Origin of the sequence: Kosakonia sp. WA-90 (assembly GCF_039871955.1) — a bacterium.
GTDB lineage: Bacteria > Pseudomonadota > Gammaproteobacteria > Enterobacterales > Enterobacteriaceae > Kosakonia > Kosakonia oryzendophytica.
Map to the genome: position 1 here is coordinate 292,106 of NZ_JBDPLJ010000001.1, position 20,573 is coordinate 312,678.

Genomic DNA, 20,573 nt, shown 5'->3' on the forward strand with positions numbered 1-20,573 from the left:
TCAATTGTTCGTTTTGTCGCAAAGCCAACATAAATTTTCCCTTACAAATCAATCACTCGCTTCTGGCCTGCGATTTGCAACACCACCGGTAACCCAATCCATACATGAGGTGACTATGAAGGGGAATGAGATTCTCGCACTGCTTGATGAGCCCGCCTGCGAACACAACCATAAACAAAAAACCGGCTGTAGCGCCCCCAAACCCGGCGCCACCGCTGGCGGCTGTGCCTTTGATGGCGCGCAGATCACCTTGTTGCCGCTGTCCGATGTGGCACATCTGGTGCACGGCCCGATCGGCTGTACCGGCAGTTCCTGGGACAATCGCGGCAGCCTGAGCTCCGGTCCGGCTATCAACCGACTGGGCTTTACCACCGACCTTAACGAGCAGGATGTGATCATGGGGCGCGGTGAGCGCCGCCTGTTTCATGCGGTGCGCCATATCGTCAACCGTTACCACCCGGCAGCAGTCTTTGTCTACAACACCTGCGTCCCGGCCATGGAGGGCGACGATATTGATGCCGTCTGCCAGGCGGCGGCAACCGCCACGGGCGTGCCGGTGATCGCCGTGGATGCGGCGGGTTTTTATGGCAGTAAAAATCTCGGCAATCGCCTGGCCGGTGAGGTGATGGTGAAGCAGGTGATCGGCAGTCGCGAGCCGTCGCCCTGGCCGGACGATACCCCCTTTTCCCCGGCGCACCGCCACGATATCGGGCTGATTGGCGAGTTCAACATTGCCGGGGAGTTCTGGCATATCCAGCCGTTGCTTGATGAGCTGGGGATCCGTGTACTGGGGAGTCTTTCCGGCGACGGACGATTTACCGACATTCAGACCCTGCACCGGGCGCAGGTCAATATGCTGGTCTGCTCGCGAGCGCTGATTAACGTTGCCCGCGCGCTGGAACAACGTTATGGCATACCGTGGTTTGAGGGCAGTTTCTACGGCGTGCGCGCCACCTCTGATGCTTTACGCCAGTTAGCCGCCCTGACCGGTGATGAGGATCTGATCGCACGAACGGCAGCGTTAATCTCCCGCGAAGAGCAGCACGCCGAACGGGCTCTGGCCCCGCTGCGCGAGCGGTTACGCGGTCGCAAAGCACTGCTGTACACCGGTGGTGTGAAGTCCTGGTCGGTGGTCTCCGCGTTACAGGATTTGGGGATGACCGTGGTCGCCACCGGCACCCGCAAATCAACCGAAGAGGATCGGCAACGCATCCGTGAACTGATGGGTGACGAGGCCATCATGCTCGATGAGGGCAACGCCCGTACGCTGCTGGATGTGGTGTACCGCTACCAGGCGGACATGATGATCGCCGGTGGACGCAATATGTACACCGCCTACAAAGCGCGGTTGCCGTTTCTGGATATTAACCAGGAGCGTGAGCATGCCTTCGCCGGCTATCGCGGCATCGTCACGCTGGCCGAACAACTCTGTCAGACCCTGGAAAGCCCGGTCTGGCCGCAAACCCACGCTCGCGCGCCGTGGCAATAAGGAGTCGATAATGGCCGAAATCATGCGTAATAAAAAACCACTGGCGGTCAGCCCCATAAAAAGCGGTCAGCCGTTGGGGGCGATCCTTGCCAGTATGGGGTTTGAACAGACCATTCCACTGGTGCACGGCGCTCAGGGGTGCAGCGCTTTCGCAAAAGTCTTTTTTATCCAGCATTTTCACGATCCGATCCCCTTACAATCAACGGCGATGGACCCCACCTCCACCATTATGGGCGCGGATGAAAACATTTTGACCGCGCTGAACCTCCTCTGCCAGCGCAATACCCCCAAAGCCATTGTGCTGCTCAGCACCGGACTTTCGGAGGCCCAGGGCAGCGACATTTCGCGCGTGGTCCGGCAGTTCCGCGATGCGTTCCCGCGTCATAAAGGCGTGGCGATCCTCACCGTCAATACACCGGATTTTTACGGCACGCTGGAGAACGGCTACAGCGCGGTGCTGGAAAGCGTGATTGAGCAGTGGGTGGCGGAAAAACCCCTGCCAGGTCTGCGTAATCGCCGCGTTAACTTGCTGCTCAGCCATTTATTGACTCCGGGAGACGTGGAACTGCTGCGCAGCTATGTGGAAGCGTTCGGGTTACAGCCGATCATGGTGCCGGATATCTCGCTGTCACTGGATGGTCATCTGGCGAATGGTGACTTCTCGCCAGTCACCCAGGGCGGTGCGTCTCTGCGCATGATCGAGCAGATGGGGCTGAGCCTGTGCACCTTTGCCATCGGCGTCTCCCTCTCCCGTGCAGCCACGCTGCTGGCGCAGCGCAGTCGCGGCGAAGTAATTGCCCTGCCGCATCTGATGACGCTTGGCGACTGCGATCAGTTTATTCACCATCTGCAACGCCTTTCCGGGCGCGACGTTCCGGCCTGGATTGAACGCCAGCGCGGGCAATTACAGGATGCGATGATCGATTGTCATATGTGGTTACAGGGGGCCCGCATGGCGCTGGCGGCGGAAGGCGATCTGCTGGCGGCATGGTGTGATTTCGCCCGCAGTCAGGGCATGGTTCCCGGCCCGGTTGTCGCACCAGTGAGTCAGCCGGGGTTGCAAAATCTGCCTGTCGATAGCGTAACCATTGGCGATCTGGAAGACCTGCAGGATCTGTTGTGCGCAACCCCGGCGGATCTACTGGTTGCCAACTCCCACGCGGCGGATCTGGCAGAGCAGTTCGCTATCACGCTGGTGCGCGCAGGTTTTCCCCTCTATGACCGGCTCGGCGAATTTCGCCGTGTGCGTCAGGGTTACGCGGGCATGCGCGATACCTTGTTCGAACTGGCGAACACCCTGCGCGAGCGCCATTCTCACCTGGCCACTTACCACTCCCCGTTGCGCCAGCACGTCAGCGAACCGCCCATCTCCGGAGGCAACTATGCACTATGTTAACCGCCAGTTCAGCACCATTTGCTCCGGCGTCTGGTCAATGAAAGTGGCCTTTGCCAGCTCCGACTATCACCATGTGGATCAGCACTTTGGCGCAACGCCGAGGCTGGTTATTTACGGTGTGAAGGAGAACGACGTGACGCTGTTGCGGGTAGTGGATTTTTCGGTGCTTGCCGGGCATCAGCAAGAGAAGATCGCCAGCCGGATCGCAGCGCTGGAGGATTGCGTCACGCTCTACTGTGTGGCGATTGGCGAAAGCGTCTTCCGCCAGTTGCTGCAAATCGGTGTGCGTGCCGTGCGCGTCCCGGCAGAGACCACTATTGAGGGGCTGTTGCAGGAAATTCAGCACTACTGGTATGACAAAGAGCAGCGTAAAAATACGCGTAACCGCAATCCACAGCGCTTCGCACAACTCTTGCAGGAGCACGACTGGCAGGATGATGAGGAGTGCTGACCGCCAACTGTGTCGTCTCTGTGACAAAACCAACATAAAACTGCGACACAGCTCGCAGTTTTATGACAGAAAAAAATCTTAACCCTCTGAAAATAGGTCACTTTACCTTCTGGTACTGCTTTTGCTTGGTACGTCTGACCCGCTGTTGATTGACGCGGTGAAATGCGCCCCGGCGCTTTCCGTCATACATCCTGGGAGCTGAGAGCATGTGGAATTACTCCGAGAAAGTGAAAGATCATTTTTTTAATCCCCGTAACGCCCGCGTGGTGGATAACGCCAACGCCGTTGGCGACGTGGGATCGTTAAGCTGCGGCGATGCGTTGCGGCTGATGTTACGAGTGGATCCGCAAAGTGAAACCATCCTTGAGGCCGGGTTCCAGACCTTTGGTTGTGGCAGCGCAATCGCCTCTTCGTCGGCGTTAACTGAGCTGATCATCGGCCGTACGCTGGCGCAGGCTGAACAGGTGACAAACCAGCAGATCGCCGATTATCTCGACGGTCTGCCGCCGCAAAAAATGCACTGTTCCGTGATGGGTCAGGAGGCGCTGCGTGCGGCGATTGCCCACTATCGCGGCGAAACCCTGGAAGACGACCATGAAGAAGGCGCGTTGATCTGCAAATGTTTTGGCGTCGACGAAGGCCAGATCCGCCGCGCGGTGTTAAGCAACGGGTTAACCACGCTTGAAGAGGTGATCAACTACACCAAAGCGGGCGGCGGCTGTACCGCGTGCCATGAAAAAATCGAACTGGCGCTGGCGGATATTCTGGCGCAGCACCCGCAGAGTGCCGCCCCCGTCGCAGAACAGAAAGATCCGCACTGGCAGGAAGTGGTGGATGCCATCACTGAACTGCGTCCACATATTCAGGCCGATGGCGGCGATATGACGCTGGTGAACGTTGCAGCGCATACCGTGACAGTCAGCCTCTCCGGCAGTTGCAGCGGTTGCATGATGACCGATATGACGCTGGCATGGCTGCAACAAAAACTGATGGAGCGTACTGGTTGTTATATGGACGTCGTAGCGGCCTGAAGCACCGCCGGTCAACAGAGGGGAAATCACCATGAAACAGGTTTATCTGGATAATAATGCCACCACCCGAATCGATCCGATGGTGCTGGAAGCGATGATGCCGTTCCTGACTGAACATTACGGTAACCCGTCATCCATTCACGATTTTGGCGCACCCTCCCGCGTCGCCCTTGAGCGGGCGCGCCAACAGGTGGCCGACCTGCTCGGTGCGGAACACGCCAGCGAGATTATTTTTACCTCCTGCGCCACCGAAGCGACCTCTACCGCACTGCATGCCGCTGTCGAACTGTTGCCGGAGCGACGGGAAATCATCACAACCGCGGTAGAGCACCCGGCAACCCTGGCGGTGTGCGAACACCTGGAGCGACAGGGCTACCTTATCCACCGCATTGCGGTGGATACCGATGGCGTACTGAATATGCAGCAATATCGCCAGGCGCTAAGCCCGCGCGTTGCGGTGGTCAGCGTTATGTGGGCCAATAATGAAACCGGCGTCCTGTTTCCGGTTGTGGAAATGGCAGCAATGGCGCACGACGTCGGCGCGTTGTTTCACTGCGACGCGGTACAGGTAGTGGGAAAAATACCGCTGGATATTGGTCGGACGGCCATTGATATGCTCTCCTGCTCAGCGCATAAAGTGCATGGTCCGAAAGGCGTCGGTTGTCTCTATTTACGCCGTGGTTCGCGTTTTCGTCCACTGCTGCGTGGCGGGCATCAGGAGCGGGGCCGCCGGGCGGGCACTGAAAATATCGCTGGCATTGTGGGGATGGGCGCGGCATGTGAACTGGCGCAGGTGCACCTGCCTGGAATGAACAGCATTGCCGCATTGCGCGATCGTCTTGAAAGCGAACTGGTCAGCCAGGTGCCTTCGGTAAGGGTGATGGGCGGTAATGCCCCGCGCGTTCCCGGCACCGTCAATCTGGCGTTTGAGTTTATCGAAGGCGAAGCGATTCTGTTGCTGCTCAACCAGGCCGGAATAGCGGCCTCCAGCGGCAGCGCCTGCACCTCCGGTTCACTGGAACCGTCGCATGTGATGCGCGCCATGCAGATTCCCTATACGGCCGCGCATGGCAGTATTCGTTTTTCGCTCTCCCGTTATACCCGTGAGAAAGAGATAGACTACGTCATTGATGCGTTACCGCCCATCATCGCCCGTCTGCGCGCGCTTTCTCCCTACTGGCAGGACGGCAAGCCACGTCCGGCTGAAGCCATTTTCACACCGGTTTACGGTTAAGGTGACGTCATGGCAAGCGTAGTGATAAACGATACGACGCTGCGGGACGGTGAACAGAGCCCGGGCGTGGCCTTTCGCGCCAGTGAGAAAGTGGCGCTGGCACAAGCGCTGTATGAAACCGGCATCACCGCACTGGAAGTTGGCACACCCGCGATGGGCGACGAGGAGCGCACGCGTATGCAGCTGGTGCGCCGCCACCTGCCCGCCGCCACGCTGATGGCCTGGTGCCGGATGAATCGCGACGAAATTCAGCAAAGCGCCGACCTGGGCATGGATTGGGTGGATATCTCCCTGCCCGCCTCTGACAAACTGCGACAGTACAAACTGCGTGAGCCGCTGCCACGCCTGCTGGAACGGCTGACCACGCTGATTGAGCAGGCAAAAACGCTGGGTTTGCAGGTCTGCATCGGCTGTGAAGACGCCTCCCGCGCGAGCGATCTCACCCTATTGACCATTGCCGATACCGCACAGCAGGCTGGCGCGCAGCGGCTGCGTTTTGCCGATACCCTCGGCATACTCGACCCGTTTACCACCGCCACCCGGATCGGTACGTTACGGCAACGCTGGGCAGGCGAGATTGAAATGCACGCGCACAACGATCTGGGGCTGGCCACCGCCAATACCCTGGCGGCGGTACGCGCCGGGGCGACCAGCGTCAATACCACCGTACTGGGGCTGGGCGAACGGGCAGGTAATGCAGCGCTGGAGACGGTCGCCCTCGGCTTACACCGCTGCCTGGATATCGACTGCGGGGTGCACTTCGCCCGCCTACCCGCCCTGTGCCAGCAAGTCGCCGATGCCGCTCTGCGCCCGATAGACGCCCAACAACCGTTGGTGGGCGCACAGGTGTTTACCCACGAGTCCGGTGTGCATGTCGCCGCGCTGCTGCGCGATCGTGACAGTTATCAGGCGATTGACCCGGCGCTGATGGGCCGTGAATACCGGCTGGTACTCGGCAAACACTCCGGACGCAAGGCCGTAGACGGCGTGTTCGCCCGAATGGGCTACCGGCTCGACGCCCTGCAAATCGAGCTGTTGCTCCCGGCAATCCGGCGCTTTGCCGAAAGCTGGAAACGCACGCCCAAAGATTATGAACTGGTCGCCATTTACGATGAGCTGTGCGGCAGCGCAGCGCAACAGGCCGCAGGGAGTTGAGTATGGAGTGGTTTTATCGCATCCCGGGCGTGGATGAACTCGACAGCGCCGAATCCTTTTTTGAATTTTTCTGCGTACCCTACGCATCACCGGCATTGCGCAGTTGTTGCCTGCGGGTACTGCGTGATTTTCACCAACGCCTGCGCGACCACGTGCCGCTGCGGAATTTACTGGAAGAGGATCCGCGCGCCCCCTGGCTTCTCGCCCGGCGTCTGCTGGCGGAGAGTTATCAGCACTGTACCGCGGAGCATAAGCAATGACTCAAAAATATGCCTTTGGCGAAGAGGTGCGCGTGACACGCGCGATCCGCAACGACGGCACTCTGTTCGGTTACCGGCGCGGCGACTTGCTGGTGCGCCGTGGCACTACCGGTTTTGTGCGCGAATGGGGAACATTTTTGATGGACCAGATCATCTACCAGATCCATTTTCTCGACAGCGACCTGATTGTCGGCTGTCGGGAAGAGGAGCTGCTCCCGGCCTGCGCACCGTGGCACGCCGGTCAGTTTCAGTATGGCGACCATATCGTGTGCCGCTGTGCGTTAGCCATCAACGGCGAGGTGGTGATTGCCGCTGGTGCGCAGGGGCAAATTGCGGCAACCGATCAGGGCGACAATGGTGAAAGTTACATTGTCACCTTTTCGACGCGTAGTTTCCAGGTGCCTGCCAGCGCCATGATATTGGTGGAGGAGTAATGAAAGAGCCAGCTTGGGCGCGTTTTGCCAGGCGACGTCTGGCGTTGTCGCGCTGGTGCTGTGAGCCGGACGCCCTTCCTGCCGCGCAGAAAGCGGCCTTCGAGGCAGCCTGGGTACGCCAGAAACGACTGGAAACGGCGGTGGTCGAGGCCGCGGGCGGAGAAAACATCCCGGACGCGGTGCTCAGCGCCGTCGCCGCCTCCCTTGCGCCTCAGCTTGATGAGACGCCCTTTTCCGCAGCGGATCGCCAGGCCGTGATCCGCCACCATGCGCTGATGGAGATGCAATTCACCCGCGTTGCCGCGTCAGCGCCCCAGCCCGATGACATCCAGGTGCTGGCCTGGTATCAGCAACATCAGGCGCAGTTTATGCGCCCGGAACAACGTTTAACCTCGCACTTGCTGGTAACGGTAGATAACGATGGCGAAACGGTGCGACGCCAGGTAGCGCATTTTCATCAGGAAATCGTTCGCACCCGCACGGCTTTCAGCCAGCTGGCGCAGCGCTATTCTCACTGCCCCAGCGCGCTGGAGGGCGGTCGGCTGGGCTGGATCAGCCGGGGATTACTCTACCCGGAGCTGGAACAGGCGCTGTTTGCGCTGAAAGAAAATGACGTTAGCGCCCCCATTGAAACCGCGCTGGGCTGGCATTTAGTATGGTGTGAGCACATCCGGGAACCCGCGCCGATGGCAAAAAACGAGGCACTGGCAAAAGCGCGGGAACACCTGTACAGCCTCCAGCAGCAACAATGGCAACGCCGCTGGCTGGCGACATTACTTAACGATGCATCGGCCTGATGCGTTTTTAGGTCATCAGGCCTGACACCCGATAGTGCGCGGTTACAGAATCGCCGGTTTGAGGCTTTCCAGCCAGGCATCTATCCGTTCGTCGGTGAGGTCATACTGATTGTCCTGATCGATAACCAGCCCCACGAATTTATCCGCCTCCAGCGCCTGGGAGGCGTTGAATGTATAACCTTCTTTCGGCCACAGACCAACCACCTGCGCCCCGCAATTTTTCAACGTGTCATACAGCGGGCGCATACCACTGACAAAATTATCCGGATAGCCGACCTGATCCCCCAGCCCGAATAACGCCACGGTTTTACCGCTCAGGCTGGTTCCGGCAAGCTGCGCCATAAATTCGCCCCAGGATTCGCTTTCACACCCCGCTTCCAGCCCTGGCAGTTGCCCGTCGCCCAACGTCGGCGTGCCGAGCACCAGAACCGGATAAGAGAGAAAGGTCGCCAGATCGGTGCGATTGATATTGACCGGCGAAGCCGCCGCCTCCCCCAGTTTTTGTTGGATAAGTTTGGCGATTTTGCGGGTCTTGCCGGTATCGGTGCCGAAAAAAATACCAATAGTAGCCATTGCATGCTCCTGTCAGGAAAAAGGGTTAATCCGCCATGAAAAGGCAGGAATCAGACAGGATATTGCGAAGGCTGTGCCAGGTTTACGGATGAGCAAAACCTGCACCAAACCGGGCGCGCACGCACCATCGTGATGCTTTTTTCGCCAGCACATTTCGTCCTCAGCGCCCGCCCGCAGGGCAACAACGCGATTAATGCCGTCGAATACCGATCTGGATCAATGTTAACGCCTGTTAATGCCGCAGAAGGTGCACTCTTTGCATGGTTAATGTGCGCCCGACCGCGTGCGGGCGAAAGTCGACAGGTGGCACAAATTGTCATAACTGCGACATAACCCACGTTGACCCCAGGAGTGCGTGATGACTCTGAATATGATGATGGATGCCACCGCGCCGGAAGAGATTGCCGGCGCGCTGACTCAACGGCATCCCGGCCTGTTTTTTACCATGGTCGAACAAGCGCCTGTGGCGATCTCACTGACCGATCCCCATGCACGGATCGTCTACGCTAACCCGGCGTTTTGCCGTCAGACCGGTTATGACCTTGAACAGTTGTTACAGCAAAATCCACGGCTGTTGTCGAGTAAGCAAACACCGCGGGAAATTTACCAGCAGATGTGGCAGACGCTACTGCAACGCCGGGCCTGGCGCGGACAACTGATTAACCGCCGCCAGGACGGTAGCCTTTATCTGGTGGAGATCGACATTACGCCGGTTATCAATCAGTTCGGTGTGCTGGAGCACTATCTGGCGATGCAGCGGGATATCAGCGCCAGCTATGCGCTGGAGCAGCGGCTGCGTAACCATATGACGCTCACGGAAGCGGTGCTGAACAATATTCCGGCGGCAGTCGTAGTGGTCGATGAATACGATCGTGTCGTGATGGACAACCTGGTCTATAAAACGTTTTGCGCCGACTGCGGCGGTAAAGAGTTACTCAGTGAACTGAATTTCTCCGCCCGCAAAGCAGAGCTGGCTACCAGTCAGGTATTGCCGGTCGTGATCCGTGGCGTGGTGCGCTGGTTGTCGGTCACCTGCTGGGCACTCCCCGGCGTTAGCGAAGAAGCCGGACGTTACTTTATTGATAGCGCGTTACCCCGCACGCTGGTGGTGATCACCGACGATACCCAACAGCAGCAGCAACGGGAACAGGGGCGTCTCGATCGTCTCAAGCAACAGATGACCACCGGCAAACTGCTGGCGGCAATTCGCGAGTCGCTGGATGCAGCGCTGATTCAGCTTAATTGCCCTATCAATATGCTGGCGGCCGCACGGCGTCTGAATGGCGATGATCACAATAATGTGGCGTTGGATGCAGCCTGGCGTGAAGGCGAAGAAGCGATGGCGCGTTTGCAACGTTGCCGCCCATCACTGGAGCTGGAAAGCGCTGCAGTCTGGCCGTTGCAGCCCTTTTTTGATGATCTGCGCGCCCTCTATCACACCCGTTTTGATGAGGGTAAAAACCTGCACATCGAGCTCGATTCACCGCAACTCGTCGGTTTTGGTCAGCGCACGCAACTGCTTGCCTGCCTGAGCCTGTGGCTCGACAGAACGCTGGATATTGCCGCCGGCCTGCGTGATTTCACCGCGCAAACGCAAATTTTTGCCCGTGAAGAAAATGGCTGGCTCTCCTTTTATATCAATGACAATGTGCCGCTGATCCAGGTGCGTTACACCCACTCTCCCGACGCATTAAATGCCCCGGGAAAAGGGATGGAGCTGCGCCTGATCCAGACGCTGGTGGCCCACCACCGCGGTGCGATAGAACTGACCTCACGCCCCGAAGGGGGCACCTGCCTGACCCTGCGTTTCCCGTTATTTCATTCACTGACCGGAGGCTCACAATGACCCAGCGAACCGAGTCGGGTAATCCCGTCTGGCGCTTCGACCTGTCCCAGCAGTTTACCGCGATGCAACGCATCAGCGTGGTCTTAAGCCGGGCAACAGAGATTGGTCAGACATTACAGGAAGTGCTGTGCGTGCTGCACAACGATGCGTTTATGCAACACGGGATGATCTGTCTGTACGACAATCAACAATCCATCCTCAGTATTGAAGCCTTGCAGGAAGCCGATCAGGAGTTGATTCCCGGCAGTTCGCTGATCCGCTATCGGCCCGGAGAAGGGCTGGTCGGTACGGTACTGTCGCAGGGGCAATCGTTGGTGCTTCCGCGCGTGGCTGACGATCAGCGTTTTCTCGATCGTCTGGGACTGTATGACTACAACCTGCCGTTTATCGCCGTGCCATTAATGGGGCTGCAATCACAACCGATGGGCGTGCTGGCCGCGCAGCCGATGGCGCGTTTCGAGGAGCGGTTGCCCGCCTGCACACGTTTTCTGGAAACGGTCGCCAATCTGGTGGCGCAAACGGTACGGCTGATGATGCGCCCCGTCGCCACCTCCCCACGCGCAACGGTGATAAATAATGAACGTCCGCGCGGCTGTGCGACGACACGCTCGTTTGGTTTTGAAAATATGGTCGGCAATAGCCCGGCGATGCGCCAGACCATGGAAATTATCCGCCAGGTTTCCCGCTGGGATACCACTGTGCTGGTGCGGGGAGAAAGCGGTACCGGCAAGGAGCTGATCGCCAATGCTATCCACCACAATTCGCCACGCGCCGGTGCGCCGTTTGTGAAATTTAACTGCGCTGCCCTGCCCGATACCCTGCTGGAAAGTGAGCTGTTCGGTCATGAAAAAGGGGCATTCACCGGTGCGGTGCGCCAGCGGAAAGGCCGCTTTGAACTGGCGGACGGCGGCACACTGTTTCTTGATGAGATTGGTGAAAGCAGCGCCTCGTTTCAGGCCAAGCTACTGCGGATTTTGCAGGAAGGCGAAATGGAGCGCGTCGGCGGTGACGAAACGCTACAGGTGAACGTTCGTATTATTGCGGCAACCAATCGCAATCTGGAAGAGGAAGTGCGGCTGGGGAATTTTCGGGAAGATCTCTACTACCGTCTCAATGTGATGCCTATCTCCCTGCCCCCGCTGCGCGAGCGACAGGAAGACATTGCCGATCTGGCACACTTTCTGGTGCGTAAAATCGCGCAAAACCAGAGCCGTACGCTGCGCATCAGCGATGGAGCCATCCGTCTGTTGATGAGCTACAACTGGCCCGGCAACGTGCGCGAACTGGAAAACTGCATTGAACGCTCGGCGGTGATGTCGGAAAGCGGTCTGATCGATCGCGACGTGATCATGTTTAATCACCGGGAAAATACGCCGAAGCAGCCCCCGCTCACTACATCGCGGGAGGATAGCTGGCTCGATCACTCACTGGATGAACGTCAGCGGTTGATTGCCGCGCTGGAAAAAGCCGGCTGGGTGCAGGCGAAAGCGGCGCGTTTACTGGGGATGACCCCGCGCCAGGTGGCGTACCGCATTCAAACCATGGATATCACCTTGCCAAGAATGTGAACCCCGGATTTGTGGCATTCGGCACAATGTCAGCCAAATGCCACAACATTCACAACACAACGCGGGCGCAGTGAAATTAAGTCTCTTTTTTTCAATAAGTTAAAAAGTCGGCACACGGTACAAGATTTGCAACTGGGGGTTATGACTCCGAAACGAAGGTATCCCCATGACTTCCTGCTCATCCACCGTTGGCAGTTCACGCTGCCGGGCCGTTCAGCCTGAACCGTTATCTGATGTTGTGGCTGGCAAAGTGGCGTTGCATCCCTGCTATTCGCGTAGCGGTCACCACCATTTTGCACGTATGCATCTGCCCGTCGCCCCTGCCTGTAATCTGCAATGTCATTACTGCAACCGTAAATTTGATTGCAGCAATGAGTCCCGGCCTGGGGTCTCTTCCTCGCTGCTGACGCCGGAACAGGCGGTCGCCAAAGTGCGCCACGTCGCAGCGGCTATTCCACAGTTATCGGTAGTGGGCATCGCCGGCCCTGGCGATCCACTGGCGAATATGAGCCGTACCTTTACGACCCTGGCGCTCATCCGGGAACACCTGCCAGATATGAAATTATGTCTATCTACCAATGGGTTAATGCTTCCGGATGCGGTAGATCGCCTGGTGGATGTGGGCGTCGATCATGTTACGGTGACCATTAATACTCTCGACCCGGAGATTGCCGCGCAGATCTATGCGTGGCTGTGGCTGGACGGTGAGCGTTACAGCGGGCGCGAAGCCGGTGAAATACTGATCGCCCGACAACTTGCCGGGGTACGTCGCCTGACGGAAAAAGGGGTGCTGGTAAAAATCAACTCGGTATTGATCCCCGGCATTAACGACCAGGCACTGGCGGACGTCAGCCGTGAACTGCGTGCCAGCGGTGCGTTTATTCATAATATTATGCCGTTGATTGCCCGCCCCGAACACGGCACGGTGTTTGGTCTGAAGGGTCAGCCGGAGCCGGATGCCGCGATGACAGCCCGCGTCCGGGAAGCGTGCGGCGAGGTGATGCCGCAAATGACCCACTGCCAGCAGTGCCGCGCCGATGCCATTGGTATGCTGGGGGAAGATCGTAGCCAGCAGTTTGCCCTGCTCCCCGTCGAGGCGTCGCCTCAACCCTGGTTGCCTACGCTCTATCGCCGCACGCAATTGCATGCCAGCATTCTGACCAAAGGCGATGCCGACGAAAAAGATGCCTGCCTGGTTGCCGTGGCGTCGACCCACGGTGAGGTAATCGACGCGCATTTTGGTCATGCGGATCGCTTTCGCATCTACAGTTTGTCGGCAGCGGGCGCGGTGCTGGTCAATGAGCGATTTACCCCGAAATATTGCAGCGGACACGATGAATGTGATCCGCAGGAAGGTGATGCGCTCTTTGCGTTACTGGCGGATGTGAAAGCGGTGTTTTGCGCACGCATCGGTTACGCGCCGTGGCAAAAGCTGGAAGCGCGCGGCATTCAGCCCTGTGTCGACGATGCCTGGCAACCGATCAATACTGCGCTACTGCGTTGGTGGCATCGCTGGCGTCAGCAGTGCGCGGCAAAACAGCCTGACCAGGGGGTGGCCTGATGTTGACACGCGACTGGCTACAGCGTTTGTTATGGCTTTATGCCCATGGCGAGGGCTGTTATCCGTTAAAGATGGGGCTTGATGCCGCGCAATGGGCAACACTGCAGGCTGATTTTTCGCCGCCAGCAGGGCAGATCCCCTCGGATTGTCTGCTGCGACAATCCGTGATGAGCGAACTAAACGCCACCCGAACGGAGGAGCGGCAGCAACTGGCGCAGTGGCTGGCGTGCTATATGGCGCCTGATGCGGCGCCGATGCATCTGATCATCGCCAGCGTGTCGCTGGCGTTTAATCATCTCTGGCAGGATCTGGGGCTACATTCACGCGAAGAGTTGCGGGAGTTGATGAGCGACTGCTTTCCGCGCCTTGTTGAGATGAATACCCAGAATATGCGCTGGAAAAAATTCTTCTATCGCCAGCGCTGTCTGCAAAGCGACGGCGAACTGGTCTGCCGCTCCCCCAGTTGTGATGCTTGCTGCGAACGCGCGTACTGTTTTGAACCTGCCTGAAGCCCTAAGGTAAACAGGCCCGGTGCCACTGGGTTCATCGGGTCTGAATATCTGTGCATCCCCACGCCACTGTCCTATTATTTAATAATAAAAGTAAAATATTTTGCCGCAATCACACGGTTCCAGTAGTCAGGGTGTTACTGTAGCCTATATATTTGGAAAACTTATACAAAAGTAACAGGTGTGTGAGGTAGCGAATGTATTCTTTTGTGGCCAGACAGGCGATATTTGATAAACAATTAAACACCGTCGGTTACGAGCTTCTCTTCAGGGACAGTATGGATAACCGTTTCCCGGATATCTCTGCGGAACAAGCCACCACGCAATTAATTGAAGAACAATTTCTTAGCGCCCCGGTCGGACGCAAAAGTGACAACAGCACGGTATATGTTAATTTCCCCTACCAACTGCTGGTGGAAGGCCTGGCGGAAACGTTGCCAAAAGATCGCGTAGTCATTGAAATACTTGAAGATGCTAAGCCGGATGGCAAGCTACTGGAAACGGTAAAACGCTTACATAACAGCGGATTTCGCATCGCACTGGATGATTTCGTGCCCGGTAACGCATGGGATTCATTTATGCCGTATGTCAACGTTATTAAATTTGATATAAGGAGTGGTTCGCGCGACGAAATAAGCCAGTTTATTCGTTCCAACCGTGATTCATTACGCCATACCGTTTTGCTGGCGGAAAAAGTGGAAACCTATGACGAATTCGAAAATTATAAAAAAATGGGCTTCAATTTGTTTCAGGGGTATTTTTTCAGCAAGCCGGTTGTCACTAAGCGAAATAAATTGGTGCAAAATCGGGCATTCGCACTGAAATTGATGCAGGAAGTGAACGTAGAATCACCTAATTTAAATAAAATTGAAGATCTGTTAAAACGCGACGTCTCGCTTTCCTTCAAGATTATGCGCTATGCGCAGAATATTCTCTATAACACACGCGGCATCAGCGGCTTTCGCAATCAATCATTACGCGACGTGGTGGTTTACCTTGGGATTAGCGAAATGCGCCGTTTTGTGTTGGTCGCTTGCCTGACTTCGTTTGAAGAGGTGAGCAACACCGAGATCTATTATCTCAGCCTCATTCGCGCAAAATTCTGCGAACTGCTGGCGGCGCGCACCTCAGCCAATAATGCCATTAATGATGCATTTATGGTCGGTTTATTCTCCTTGCTTGATGTCATCCTTGGACTGCCGCTTGACGAGTTGCTTGAGCAAATCACCGTCTCTCCGGAAGTGGCAAAAGCCCTGCAAAGCCACAGTGGTGAATTGTACCTTTATCTGCGTCTGGCGCGTCTCTATGAACAACGGATCTGGAAAGAAGCCAACGAGGTGGCGGCGCAATTAGGTTTGTCGAACGCCATGGTCAGCGAGCTGATGAACCAGGCGACAAAATGGGCGGATGAACTGCCGATTAGCACATCGCGTTAATTTTTATTTCTGTTACGTGCAATTCCGTAATAATCATCTTCAGTATTGAAATACACTGAAACATTATTTCAATTGCATTTTGTACAATTGCTTCACATTTTTAACACCCCTCCTTCCCCTTAATCAAAATTTATTTCCCGCCATGTGCCGTTGCACAAAAATCATAGCGTAATGTGATTAAGATCAGATAAAAAGATCAATATTTTCAGAAATATTGCCGTTATTAATAATTCCTTTCTTTATATAGCGTAGGATTATGAAAAAAATAGCGCAGGCAACTGTTCTGACCAAACTGCTCATCGGCTTCTCCATCCTGATTGTGATGATGTTGCTGTTGGGCGTTGTGTCTATTTATCAGCTCAACACCAGTAATCACCATATTGATAAATTCCGCGAAAACCGCATGCCTGGTGTTCGCTATTCCCTTGAAATGCGTGGCGTATTATCCGAAATGCGCTTGCAACAGATTCAGTACATCACCTCTACTACGCCGGAATCTCGCGAGCAGCATCGGGGAGAATTACTGCAAAACCAGGCCATATTCCTGAATGCAGAGCAGCAGTACGCCAAAGCCTCCGCCGATGCGCCGCAAGAGATGCGTGCCCTGTTTGCGACAGTGGTCGATAACTTTAAAAACTTTGTCGACGTTAACGCCAAAGTGATCGACGCAGTAAGCAGTGGCAATGCGGATGAAGCCTCCAAAATCAGCGGCGCTGTCTCCGCCAAATACCGTACCCAGTTAATGAAAGATCTGGCTACGCTGGTGGATATGGAACTGGCGCTGGGCGATAAAGCGGGCGATGCTTCGCAAGCAGGTTATAACCAGGCCTTATACCTGCTGAGTGGTTTACTGCTGCTGGCCCTGATTGCCACAGGTGTGATCGCCCTCTTTATCTCTCGCAATCTGGCGCGTCAGTTGGGCGGCGAACCGGCCTATGCGGTTTCGATCATGAAAGCGATTGCCGCCGGTAATCTGAGCGCGGATGTCACGCTACGCGATAACGACAGCCAAAGTTTGCTGGCGACCATTAAGTTTATGAACAGCAAACTGGCGGAGATCATTAACGGCATTATTAACGGCAGCGAATCTATCTCCCATGCCGCCAGTGAAATTGCCGAAGGCAACAACGATCTGTCGCAGCGTACCGAAGAACAAGCCGCATCGCTGGTGCAAACATCGTCGAACATGCAGCAAATCACGGAAAACGTGAAGAGCAACGCCGAAAACGCCCGTAAAGCCAGCGATCTGGCACGTGAGACATCACAAACGGCGGTTAAAGGCGGCAAAGAGGTGCATGACATGCTGAAACGCATGCATGAAATCTCCGATAGCTCGCAGAAAATTGTCGATATTATCTCGGTGATTGAAGGGATTGCCTTCCAGACCAATATCCTGGCGCTTAACGCCGCGGTTGAAGCTGCGCGCGCAGGCGAACAGGGTAAAGGCTTTGCGGTGGTCGCCGGCGAAGTGCGCAACCTGGCGCAGAAAAGCGCCGATGCGGCAAAAGAGATCAAGCAGTTGATTGAAGGAACGGTGGAGAAGATCACTGATGGTTCACGCTTTGCTGATACAGCCAGCCGCGCGATGGAAGATATCGTGACGTCGGTAAACAAGGTGACCGATATCGTGGCGGAAATTTCTGCCGCCTCAACGGAACAGCACCAGGGGATCAAGGAAATTAGCGTGGCAATTGAACAGATGGACCAGGTGACCCAACAGAACGCCACTCTGGTGGAACAAGCGGCTGTCGCCGCCCAGTCCATGACCGAGCAAAGCGAAATCCTCCGCGATTCCGTACGCTTCTTCCAGTTGGCGCGTTAATGCCGCACAGGCCCGATGATGCAGGATGCCATCGGGCCTGTTCTTCCGTTACATGACGAGGGTTTTCGGCTCCATAAACGCCGCTAATCCCCAGCGCCCCATTTCCCGCCCAATGCCTGAGTGTTTAAAACCACCGAACGGCGCACCGGCCTCATGCGCCAGCGTGTTCACCTGCACACGCCCGGCGTGAATTTGCGCCGCCACCTGCTGTGCACGTTCAACATCGCGACCCAGTACCAACGCACTTAATCCATAATCCGTGTCATTGGCGATCGCTACCGCATGCGCATCATCCTGATAACCGATCACCGATAACACCGGGCCAAAAATCTCTTCACGGGCAATGCGCATTGTGTTCTCCACATCCGTAAACAACGTCGGGCGGACAAACCACCCCTGCCCGCTATTTTCCGGCCGCCCTTCACCTCCCGCCAGTACTCGCGCCCCTTCCTGCTGCCCAAGGCGAATGTACGACTGCACACGCTGCCACTGTTTTTCACTGACCATCGGCCCGATATCGTTAGCCGGATCGTGCGGGTCGCCTGATTTTACCGCCACAACCGCCTGCGCCAACGCCGCTTCATACTCGGCCTTACGTGAATTCGGCACCAGAATACGCGTGCCAGCAATACAGGCCTGACCGCTGTTAATAAACCCCGCCTGTATCGCTAAAGGCACGGCGGTGGCGGGATCGGCATCATCCAGGATCAGGGTGGGCGATTTACCGCCCAGCTCCAAAGTAACCCGTTTAAAGGTGTCAGCGGCATTACGCAGGATCGCTTTGCCCGTCATGGTTGAGCCGGTGAACGAAATTTTTGCGATATCCGGGTGGCGGCTCATCACCTCGCCCACCACCTCGCCGCGCCCGGTGACAATATTAAACACGCCGGGCGGCAGTTCCGCCTGATGCAATGCGCGAGTCACCACCTGGGTTTGCCATGCGCTCATCTCGCTGGGTTTGATCACCGCCGTACACCCCGCCGCCAACGCGGCGGCAAGCTTGCCGCAGATAAATCCCGCATTGCTGTTCCACGGAGTGATAAGACCGGCCACCCCCAGCGGCGTCATCTCCACACGCGCGTGGCCAACCTGTGAGGTAAACACAAACTGCTGCAGATCGCTTATCACCTGATCGATAACCGCCACAGGGTAGCGTGCCATCCAGACTGCGCGGGCGGCAGGCGCGCCATACTCCTGCACAATGGCCTGCAATAACTCCTCTTCACACGCCGCTAATGCCTCACGCATGCGCGTCAGCGCCGCGACTCGCTCCCCGACACGGGTCTGCGACCAGGCTGGAAACGCGGCTTTTGCTGCGGCAATGGCGTTCAGCGCATCGGCTTCGTTTGCCAGACGCACCTGACCAGTGACGTCGCCAGTCGCCGGATTAAACAGGTCAAAACGTTCTGTGCCTTGCGGCGTCACCCATTCGCCGTTAATGGAAATATGTTCGACAGATTGCATGGAAACCTCCTTCTGTAACGTGTGTCCAGTGTGTCATAGCTTTATCGCGCCGATAATCCACGCTATGCTGCAAAGGTTGTTTCGATTTTCGGGATAATCTATGCATCGTTCAGGGTTGATTGAGCTGGAAGTGGTGATGGCGGTTATGCGCCAGGGCAGTTTCCGCGCCGCGGCCAGAGAACTGGGTATGTCGGCGACCGCCGTCAGTAATGCCATTGCCGGGCTGGAAAGCCGTCTGGATGTGCGGCTATTTCACCGTACTACCCGCAGCGTCGCGCTGACCGAGGCCGGGCAACGTTTTGTGGCACGAGTAGGCCCGGCCTTGCAGGAGATTCGTCATGCCACGGAAGAGATCCACAGCGTCGCTGACGAGCCGTCCGGCACGTTGCGCATTAATGTACCTCAGGCGGTAGGACAGCTTTTTCTTGATGATCTGTTGGTGCGTTTTCTTGCCCGTTATCCCTTGATGCGCCTCGAAATCGCCAGCGAAGCCCGGATGATCGATATCGTCGCCGAAGGGTATGATGCAGGCATTCGCCTGGCCGAGTCGATCCCGCAGGATATGATTGCCGTCCCCCTGACGCCGGATATTCACATGCGGGTTGTGGCCACGCCGGAATGGTTTGCTGCGCACGGTACACCGCAAACACCGGAGGATTTGTATCAGCATCAGGGGATTTGCATGCGCATGTCGCACGGTGGGATTTACCGTTGGGAGCTATCGCGCCATGGTCAGCATTACGCGATTGCCGTTCCCGCCCGGCTGGCGACAACCGACCTGTTTACCTCGATCGCGGCGGTGCGCGCCGGGCTGGGCGTAGGTTTCTTACCAGGGTTCTATATTGAAGACGATCTGCGTAGCGGTCGGCTGGTTAGCGTGCTGGATGCGTGGACACACCCCTTTAAGGGGCTGTGTCTGTATTATCCGGGACATCGCCATATCCCGCTGGGGCTGCAAGCGTTTATCGCCTTTATCCGCGAAGCGGTTTAATTACTCGAGATGCGCGCGATCCAGGCCGTAGGCTTTGTCCAGCGCACCGGGTAAGGTCTGTTGCAGCACCATTAACCGATTCCAGCTATTAATGATAGCGATAGCGAATGCAAGTTCAGCCACTTCCACCTCACTGAAATGCTCACGCACTTCACGGTACAGCTCATCACTGACACCCTGCTCCCCGAGGCGTGTCAACGCTTCGGTTAGTGCCAGCGCCGCCCGCTCTTTTGCGGTAAACAGCGGCGACTCACGCCAGACCGCAACATGGTAAAGACGCAACTCACGCTCGCCGTGCACTTTCGCCTGTTTGACATGCATATCGAGGCAGAAGGTACAGCCATTCAGTTGCGATGCGCGAACATCAACAAGATTTTTAATGGCGGTATCAAGGCTGCTGTTGTGCGATGCCTGGCTGGCATCACCCAGAGTTTTGATTAGCGAAGGTGCGGTCTGAAAGAGATTCACGCGGGTGCTCATAATCATTTACCTCATTTATTGATTCAACAGCCGCTATACTACCGACTTATGGCATACTAAAAAGACGCAAAATGTG

19 protein-coding genes are annotated in these 20,573 nt (G+C 56.6%); 16 read left to right on the forward strand and 3 right to left on the reverse strand.

Translation table 11 applies throughout. The annotated features are described in order from the left end of the window. Positions 1-115 precede the first annotated feature (115 nt). From nifE to nifM, 9 genes are all read left to right on the forward strand, one after another. The gene (gene nifE / locus ABGA49_RS01260; RefSeq protein ID WP_061495721.1) at positions 116-1,489 is read left to right on the forward strand and encodes a nitrogenase iron-molybdenum cofactor biosynthesis protein NifE; all 1,374 of its coding nucleotides are present in this window, start codon (positions 116-118) and stop codon (positions 1,487-1,489) included. A gap of 10 nt (positions 1,490-1,499) precedes the next feature. Further along, positions 1,500-2,885, forward strand: a complete 1,386-nt coding sequence (gene nifN / locus ABGA49_RS01265; protein ID WP_347665012.1) for a nitrogenase iron-molybdenum cofactor biosynthesis protein NifN — start codon at positions 1,500-1,502, stop codon at positions 2,883-2,885. Next, positions 2,872-3,336: a NifB/NifX family molybdenum-iron cluster-binding protein gene (locus tag ABGA49_RS01270; RefSeq protein ID WP_061495717.1), complete on the forward strand. Its 465-nt coding sequence runs from the start codon at positions 2,872-2,874 to the stop codon at positions 3,334-3,336. The genes nifN and ABGA49_RS01270 overlap by 14 nt, the downstream gene beginning before the upstream one ends. Before the next feature lie 206 nt (positions 3,337-3,542). After that, complete coding sequence (nifU, locus tag ABGA49_RS01275; protein WP_061495715.1) at positions 3,543-4,367, forward strand: Fe-S cluster assembly protein NifU; 825 nt, start codon at positions 3,543-3,545, stop codon at positions 4,365-4,367. A 31-nt stretch (positions 4,368-4,398) separates the two neighbouring features. After that, the gene (nifS, locus tag ABGA49_RS01280) at positions 4,399-5,601 is read left to right on the forward strand and encodes a cysteine desulfurase NifS (RefSeq protein WP_347665013.1); all 1,203 of its coding nucleotides are present in this window, start codon (positions 4,399-4,401) and stop codon (positions 5,599-5,601) included. A gap of 9 nt (positions 5,602-5,610) precedes the next feature. Next, the gene (nifV, locus tag ABGA49_RS01285) at positions 5,611-6,756 is read left to right on the forward strand and encodes a homocitrate synthase (protein WP_061495711.1); all 1,146 of its coding nucleotides are present in this window, start codon (positions 5,611-5,613) and stop codon (positions 6,754-6,756) included. Between the two features lie 2 nt (positions 6,757-6,758). Next, positions 6,759-7,016 carry a nitrogenase-stabilizing/protective protein NifW gene (locus ABGA49_RS01290; RefSeq protein ID WP_061495709.1) on the forward strand — a complete coding sequence of 86 codons (258 nt, stop codon included), beginning with the start codon at positions 6,759-6,761 and terminating at the stop codon, positions 7,014-7,016. Continuing rightward, positions 7,013-7,450: a nitrogen fixation protein NifZ gene (locus tag ABGA49_RS01295; protein ID WP_061495707.1), complete on the forward strand. Its 438-nt coding sequence runs from the start codon at positions 7,013-7,015 to the stop codon at positions 7,448-7,450. Before ABGA49_RS01290 ends, ABGA49_RS01295 begins: the two co-directional genes overlap by 4 nt. Continuing rightward, positions 7,450-8,247: a nitrogen fixation protein NifM gene (gene nifM / locus ABGA49_RS01300; protein WP_347665014.1), complete on the forward strand. Its 798-nt coding sequence runs from the start codon at positions 7,450-7,452 to the stop codon at positions 8,245-8,247. The genes ABGA49_RS01295 and nifM overlap by 1 nt, the downstream gene beginning before the upstream one ends. Before the next feature lie 42 nt (positions 8,248-8,289). Here the strand turns inward: nifM and ABGA49_RS01305 are convergent, their stop codons facing one another. After that, positions 8,290-8,820 carry a flavodoxin gene (locus tag ABGA49_RS01305; RefSeq protein WP_061495703.1) on the reverse strand — a complete coding sequence of 177 codons (531 nt, stop codon included), beginning with the start codon at positions 8,818-8,820 and terminating at the stop codon, positions 8,290-8,292. Between the two features lie 358 nt (positions 8,821-9,178). Between ABGA49_RS01305 and nifL the strand changes: the two genes are divergently transcribed. The 6 genes from nifL to ABGA49_RS01335 all read left to right on the forward strand — a co-directional run bounded on the left by nifL (position 9,179) and on the right by ABGA49_RS01335 (position 17,562). Then, entirely contained in the window at positions 9,179-10,666 is a 1,488-nt protein-coding gene (nifL, locus tag ABGA49_RS01310) for a nitrogen fixation negative regulator NifL (RefSeq protein WP_088237514.1), read from the forward strand. After that, on the forward strand, positions 10,663-12,234 hold the full coding sequence (nifA, locus tag ABGA49_RS01315; protein ID WP_134318209.1) for a nif-specific transcriptional activator NifA: 1,572 nt from the start codon (positions 10,663-10,665) through the stop codon (positions 12,232-12,234). The genes nifL and nifA overlap by 4 nt, the downstream gene beginning before the upstream one ends. 166 nt (positions 12,235-12,400) lie before the next feature. Then, positions 12,401-13,795, forward strand: a complete 1,395-nt coding sequence (nifB, locus tag ABGA49_RS01320) for a nitrogenase cofactor biosynthesis protein NifB (protein WP_347665015.1) — start codon at positions 12,401-12,403, stop codon at positions 13,793-13,795. Next, entirely contained in the window at positions 13,795-14,304 is a 510-nt protein-coding gene (locus tag ABGA49_RS01325) for a nitrogen fixation protein NifQ (RefSeq protein ID WP_088237512.1), read from the forward strand. The genes nifB and ABGA49_RS01325 overlap by 1 nt, the downstream gene beginning before the upstream one ends. A 197-nt stretch (positions 14,305-14,501) precedes the next feature. Then, positions 14,502-15,740, forward strand: coding sequence for an EAL domain-containing protein (locus ABGA49_RS01330; protein ID WP_061495693.1), 1,239 nt, complete (start codon positions 14,502-14,504; stop codon positions 15,738-15,740). Positions 15,741-15,996: 256 nt separating this feature from the next. Further along, entirely contained in the window at positions 15,997-17,562 is a 1,566-nt protein-coding gene (locus ABGA49_RS01335; protein ID WP_134318212.1) for a methyl-accepting chemotaxis protein, read from the forward strand. Between the two features lie 48 nt (positions 17,563-17,610). Here ABGA49_RS01335 and ABGA49_RS01340 read toward each other — a convergent pair whose 3' ends face one another. Then, complete coding sequence (locus ABGA49_RS01340; RefSeq protein WP_347665016.1) at positions 17,611-19,026, reverse strand: aldehyde dehydrogenase family protein; 1,416 nt, start codon at positions 19,024-19,026, stop codon at positions 17,611-17,613. Between the two features lie 100 nt (positions 19,027-19,126). On the opposite strand from ABGA49_RS01340, the gene ABGA49_RS01345 reads away from it, so the two are divergent. Beyond that, positions 19,127-20,017, forward strand: coding sequence for a LysR family transcriptional regulator (locus tag ABGA49_RS01345; RefSeq protein ID WP_347665017.1), 891 nt, complete (start codon positions 19,127-19,129; stop codon positions 20,015-20,017). Here ABGA49_RS01345 and ABGA49_RS01350 read toward each other — a convergent pair whose 3' ends face one another. Further along, positions 20,018-20,497, reverse strand: coding sequence for a carboxymuconolactone decarboxylase family protein (locus tag ABGA49_RS01350; protein ID WP_347665018.1), 480 nt, complete (start codon positions 20,495-20,497; stop codon positions 20,018-20,020). Positions 20,498-20,573 lie beyond the last annotated feature (76 nt).

What these genes read in the sequence shown, in the direction of transcription:
- nifU (WP_061495715.1), top strand. Translation starts at nt 3,543, where the DNA reads ATGTGGAATTACTCCGAGAAAGTGAAAGATCATTTTTTTAATCCCCGT.
- ABGA49_RS01335 (WP_134318212.1), top strand. Translation starts at nt 15,997, where the DNA reads ATGAAAAAAATAGCGCAGGCAACTGTTCTGACCAAACTGCTCATCGGC.
- nifM (WP_347665014.1), top strand. Translation starts at nt 7,450, where the DNA reads ATGAAAGAGCCAGCTTGGGCGCGTTTTGCCAGGCGACGTCTGGCGTTG.
- ABGA49_RS01345 (WP_347665017.1), top strand. Translation starts at nt 19,127, where the DNA reads ATGCATCGTTCAGGGTTGATTGAGCTGGAAGTGGTGATGGCGGTTATG.
- nifL (WP_088237514.1), top strand. Translation starts at nt 9,179, where the DNA reads ATGACTCTGAATATGATGATGGATGCCACCGCGCCGGAAGAGATTGCC.
- ABGA49_RS01270 (WP_061495717.1), top strand. Translation starts at nt 2,872, where the DNA reads ATGCACTATGTTAACCGCCAGTTCAGCACCATTTGCTCCGGCGTCTGG.
- ABGA49_RS01330 (WP_061495693.1), top strand. Translation starts at nt 14,502, where the DNA reads ATGTATTCTTTTGTGGCCAGACAGGCGATATTTGATAAACAATTAAAC.
- nifN (WP_347665012.1), top strand. Translation starts at nt 1,500, where the DNA reads ATGGCCGAAATCATGCGTAATAAAAAACCACTGGCGGTCAGCCCCATA.
- ABGA49_RS01305 (WP_061495703.1), bottom strand. Translation starts at nt 8,820, where the DNA reads ATGGCTACTATTGGTATTTTTTTCGGCACCGATACCGGCAAGACCCGC.
- ABGA49_RS01290 (WP_061495709.1), top strand. Translation starts at nt 6,759, where the DNA reads ATGGAGTGGTTTTATCGCATCCCGGGCGTGGATGAACTCGACAGCGCC.
- ABGA49_RS01350 (WP_347665018.1), bottom strand. Translation starts at nt 20,497, where the DNA reads ATGAGCACCCGCGTGAATCTCTTTCAGACCGCACCTTCGCTAATCAAA.
- nifA (WP_134318209.1), top strand. Translation starts at nt 10,663, where the DNA reads ATGACCCAGCGAACCGAGTCGGGTAATCCCGTCTGGCGCTTCGACCTG.
- nifS (WP_347665013.1), top strand. Translation starts at nt 4,399, where the DNA reads ATGAAACAGGTTTATCTGGATAATAATGCCACCACCCGAATCGATCCG.
- ABGA49_RS01325 (WP_088237512.1), top strand. Translation starts at nt 13,795, where the DNA reads ATGTTGACACGCGACTGGCTACAGCGTTTGTTATGGCTTTATGCCCAT.
- ABGA49_RS01295 (WP_061495707.1), top strand. Translation starts at nt 7,013, where the DNA reads ATGACTCAAAAATATGCCTTTGGCGAAGAGGTGCGCGTGACACGCGCG.
- nifV (WP_061495711.1), top strand. Translation starts at nt 5,611, where the DNA reads ATGGCAAGCGTAGTGATAAACGATACGACGCTGCGGGACGGTGAACAG.
- ABGA49_RS01340 (WP_347665016.1), bottom strand. Translation starts at nt 19,026, where the DNA reads ATGCAATCTGTCGAACATATTTCCATTAACGGCGAATGGGTGACGCCG.
- nifE (WP_061495721.1), top strand. Translation starts at nt 116, where the DNA reads ATGAAGGGGAATGAGATTCTCGCACTGCTTGATGAGCCCGCCTGCGAA.
- nifB (WP_347665015.1), top strand. Translation starts at nt 12,401, where the DNA reads ATGACTTCCTGCTCATCCACCGTTGGCAGTTCACGCTGCCGGGCCGTT.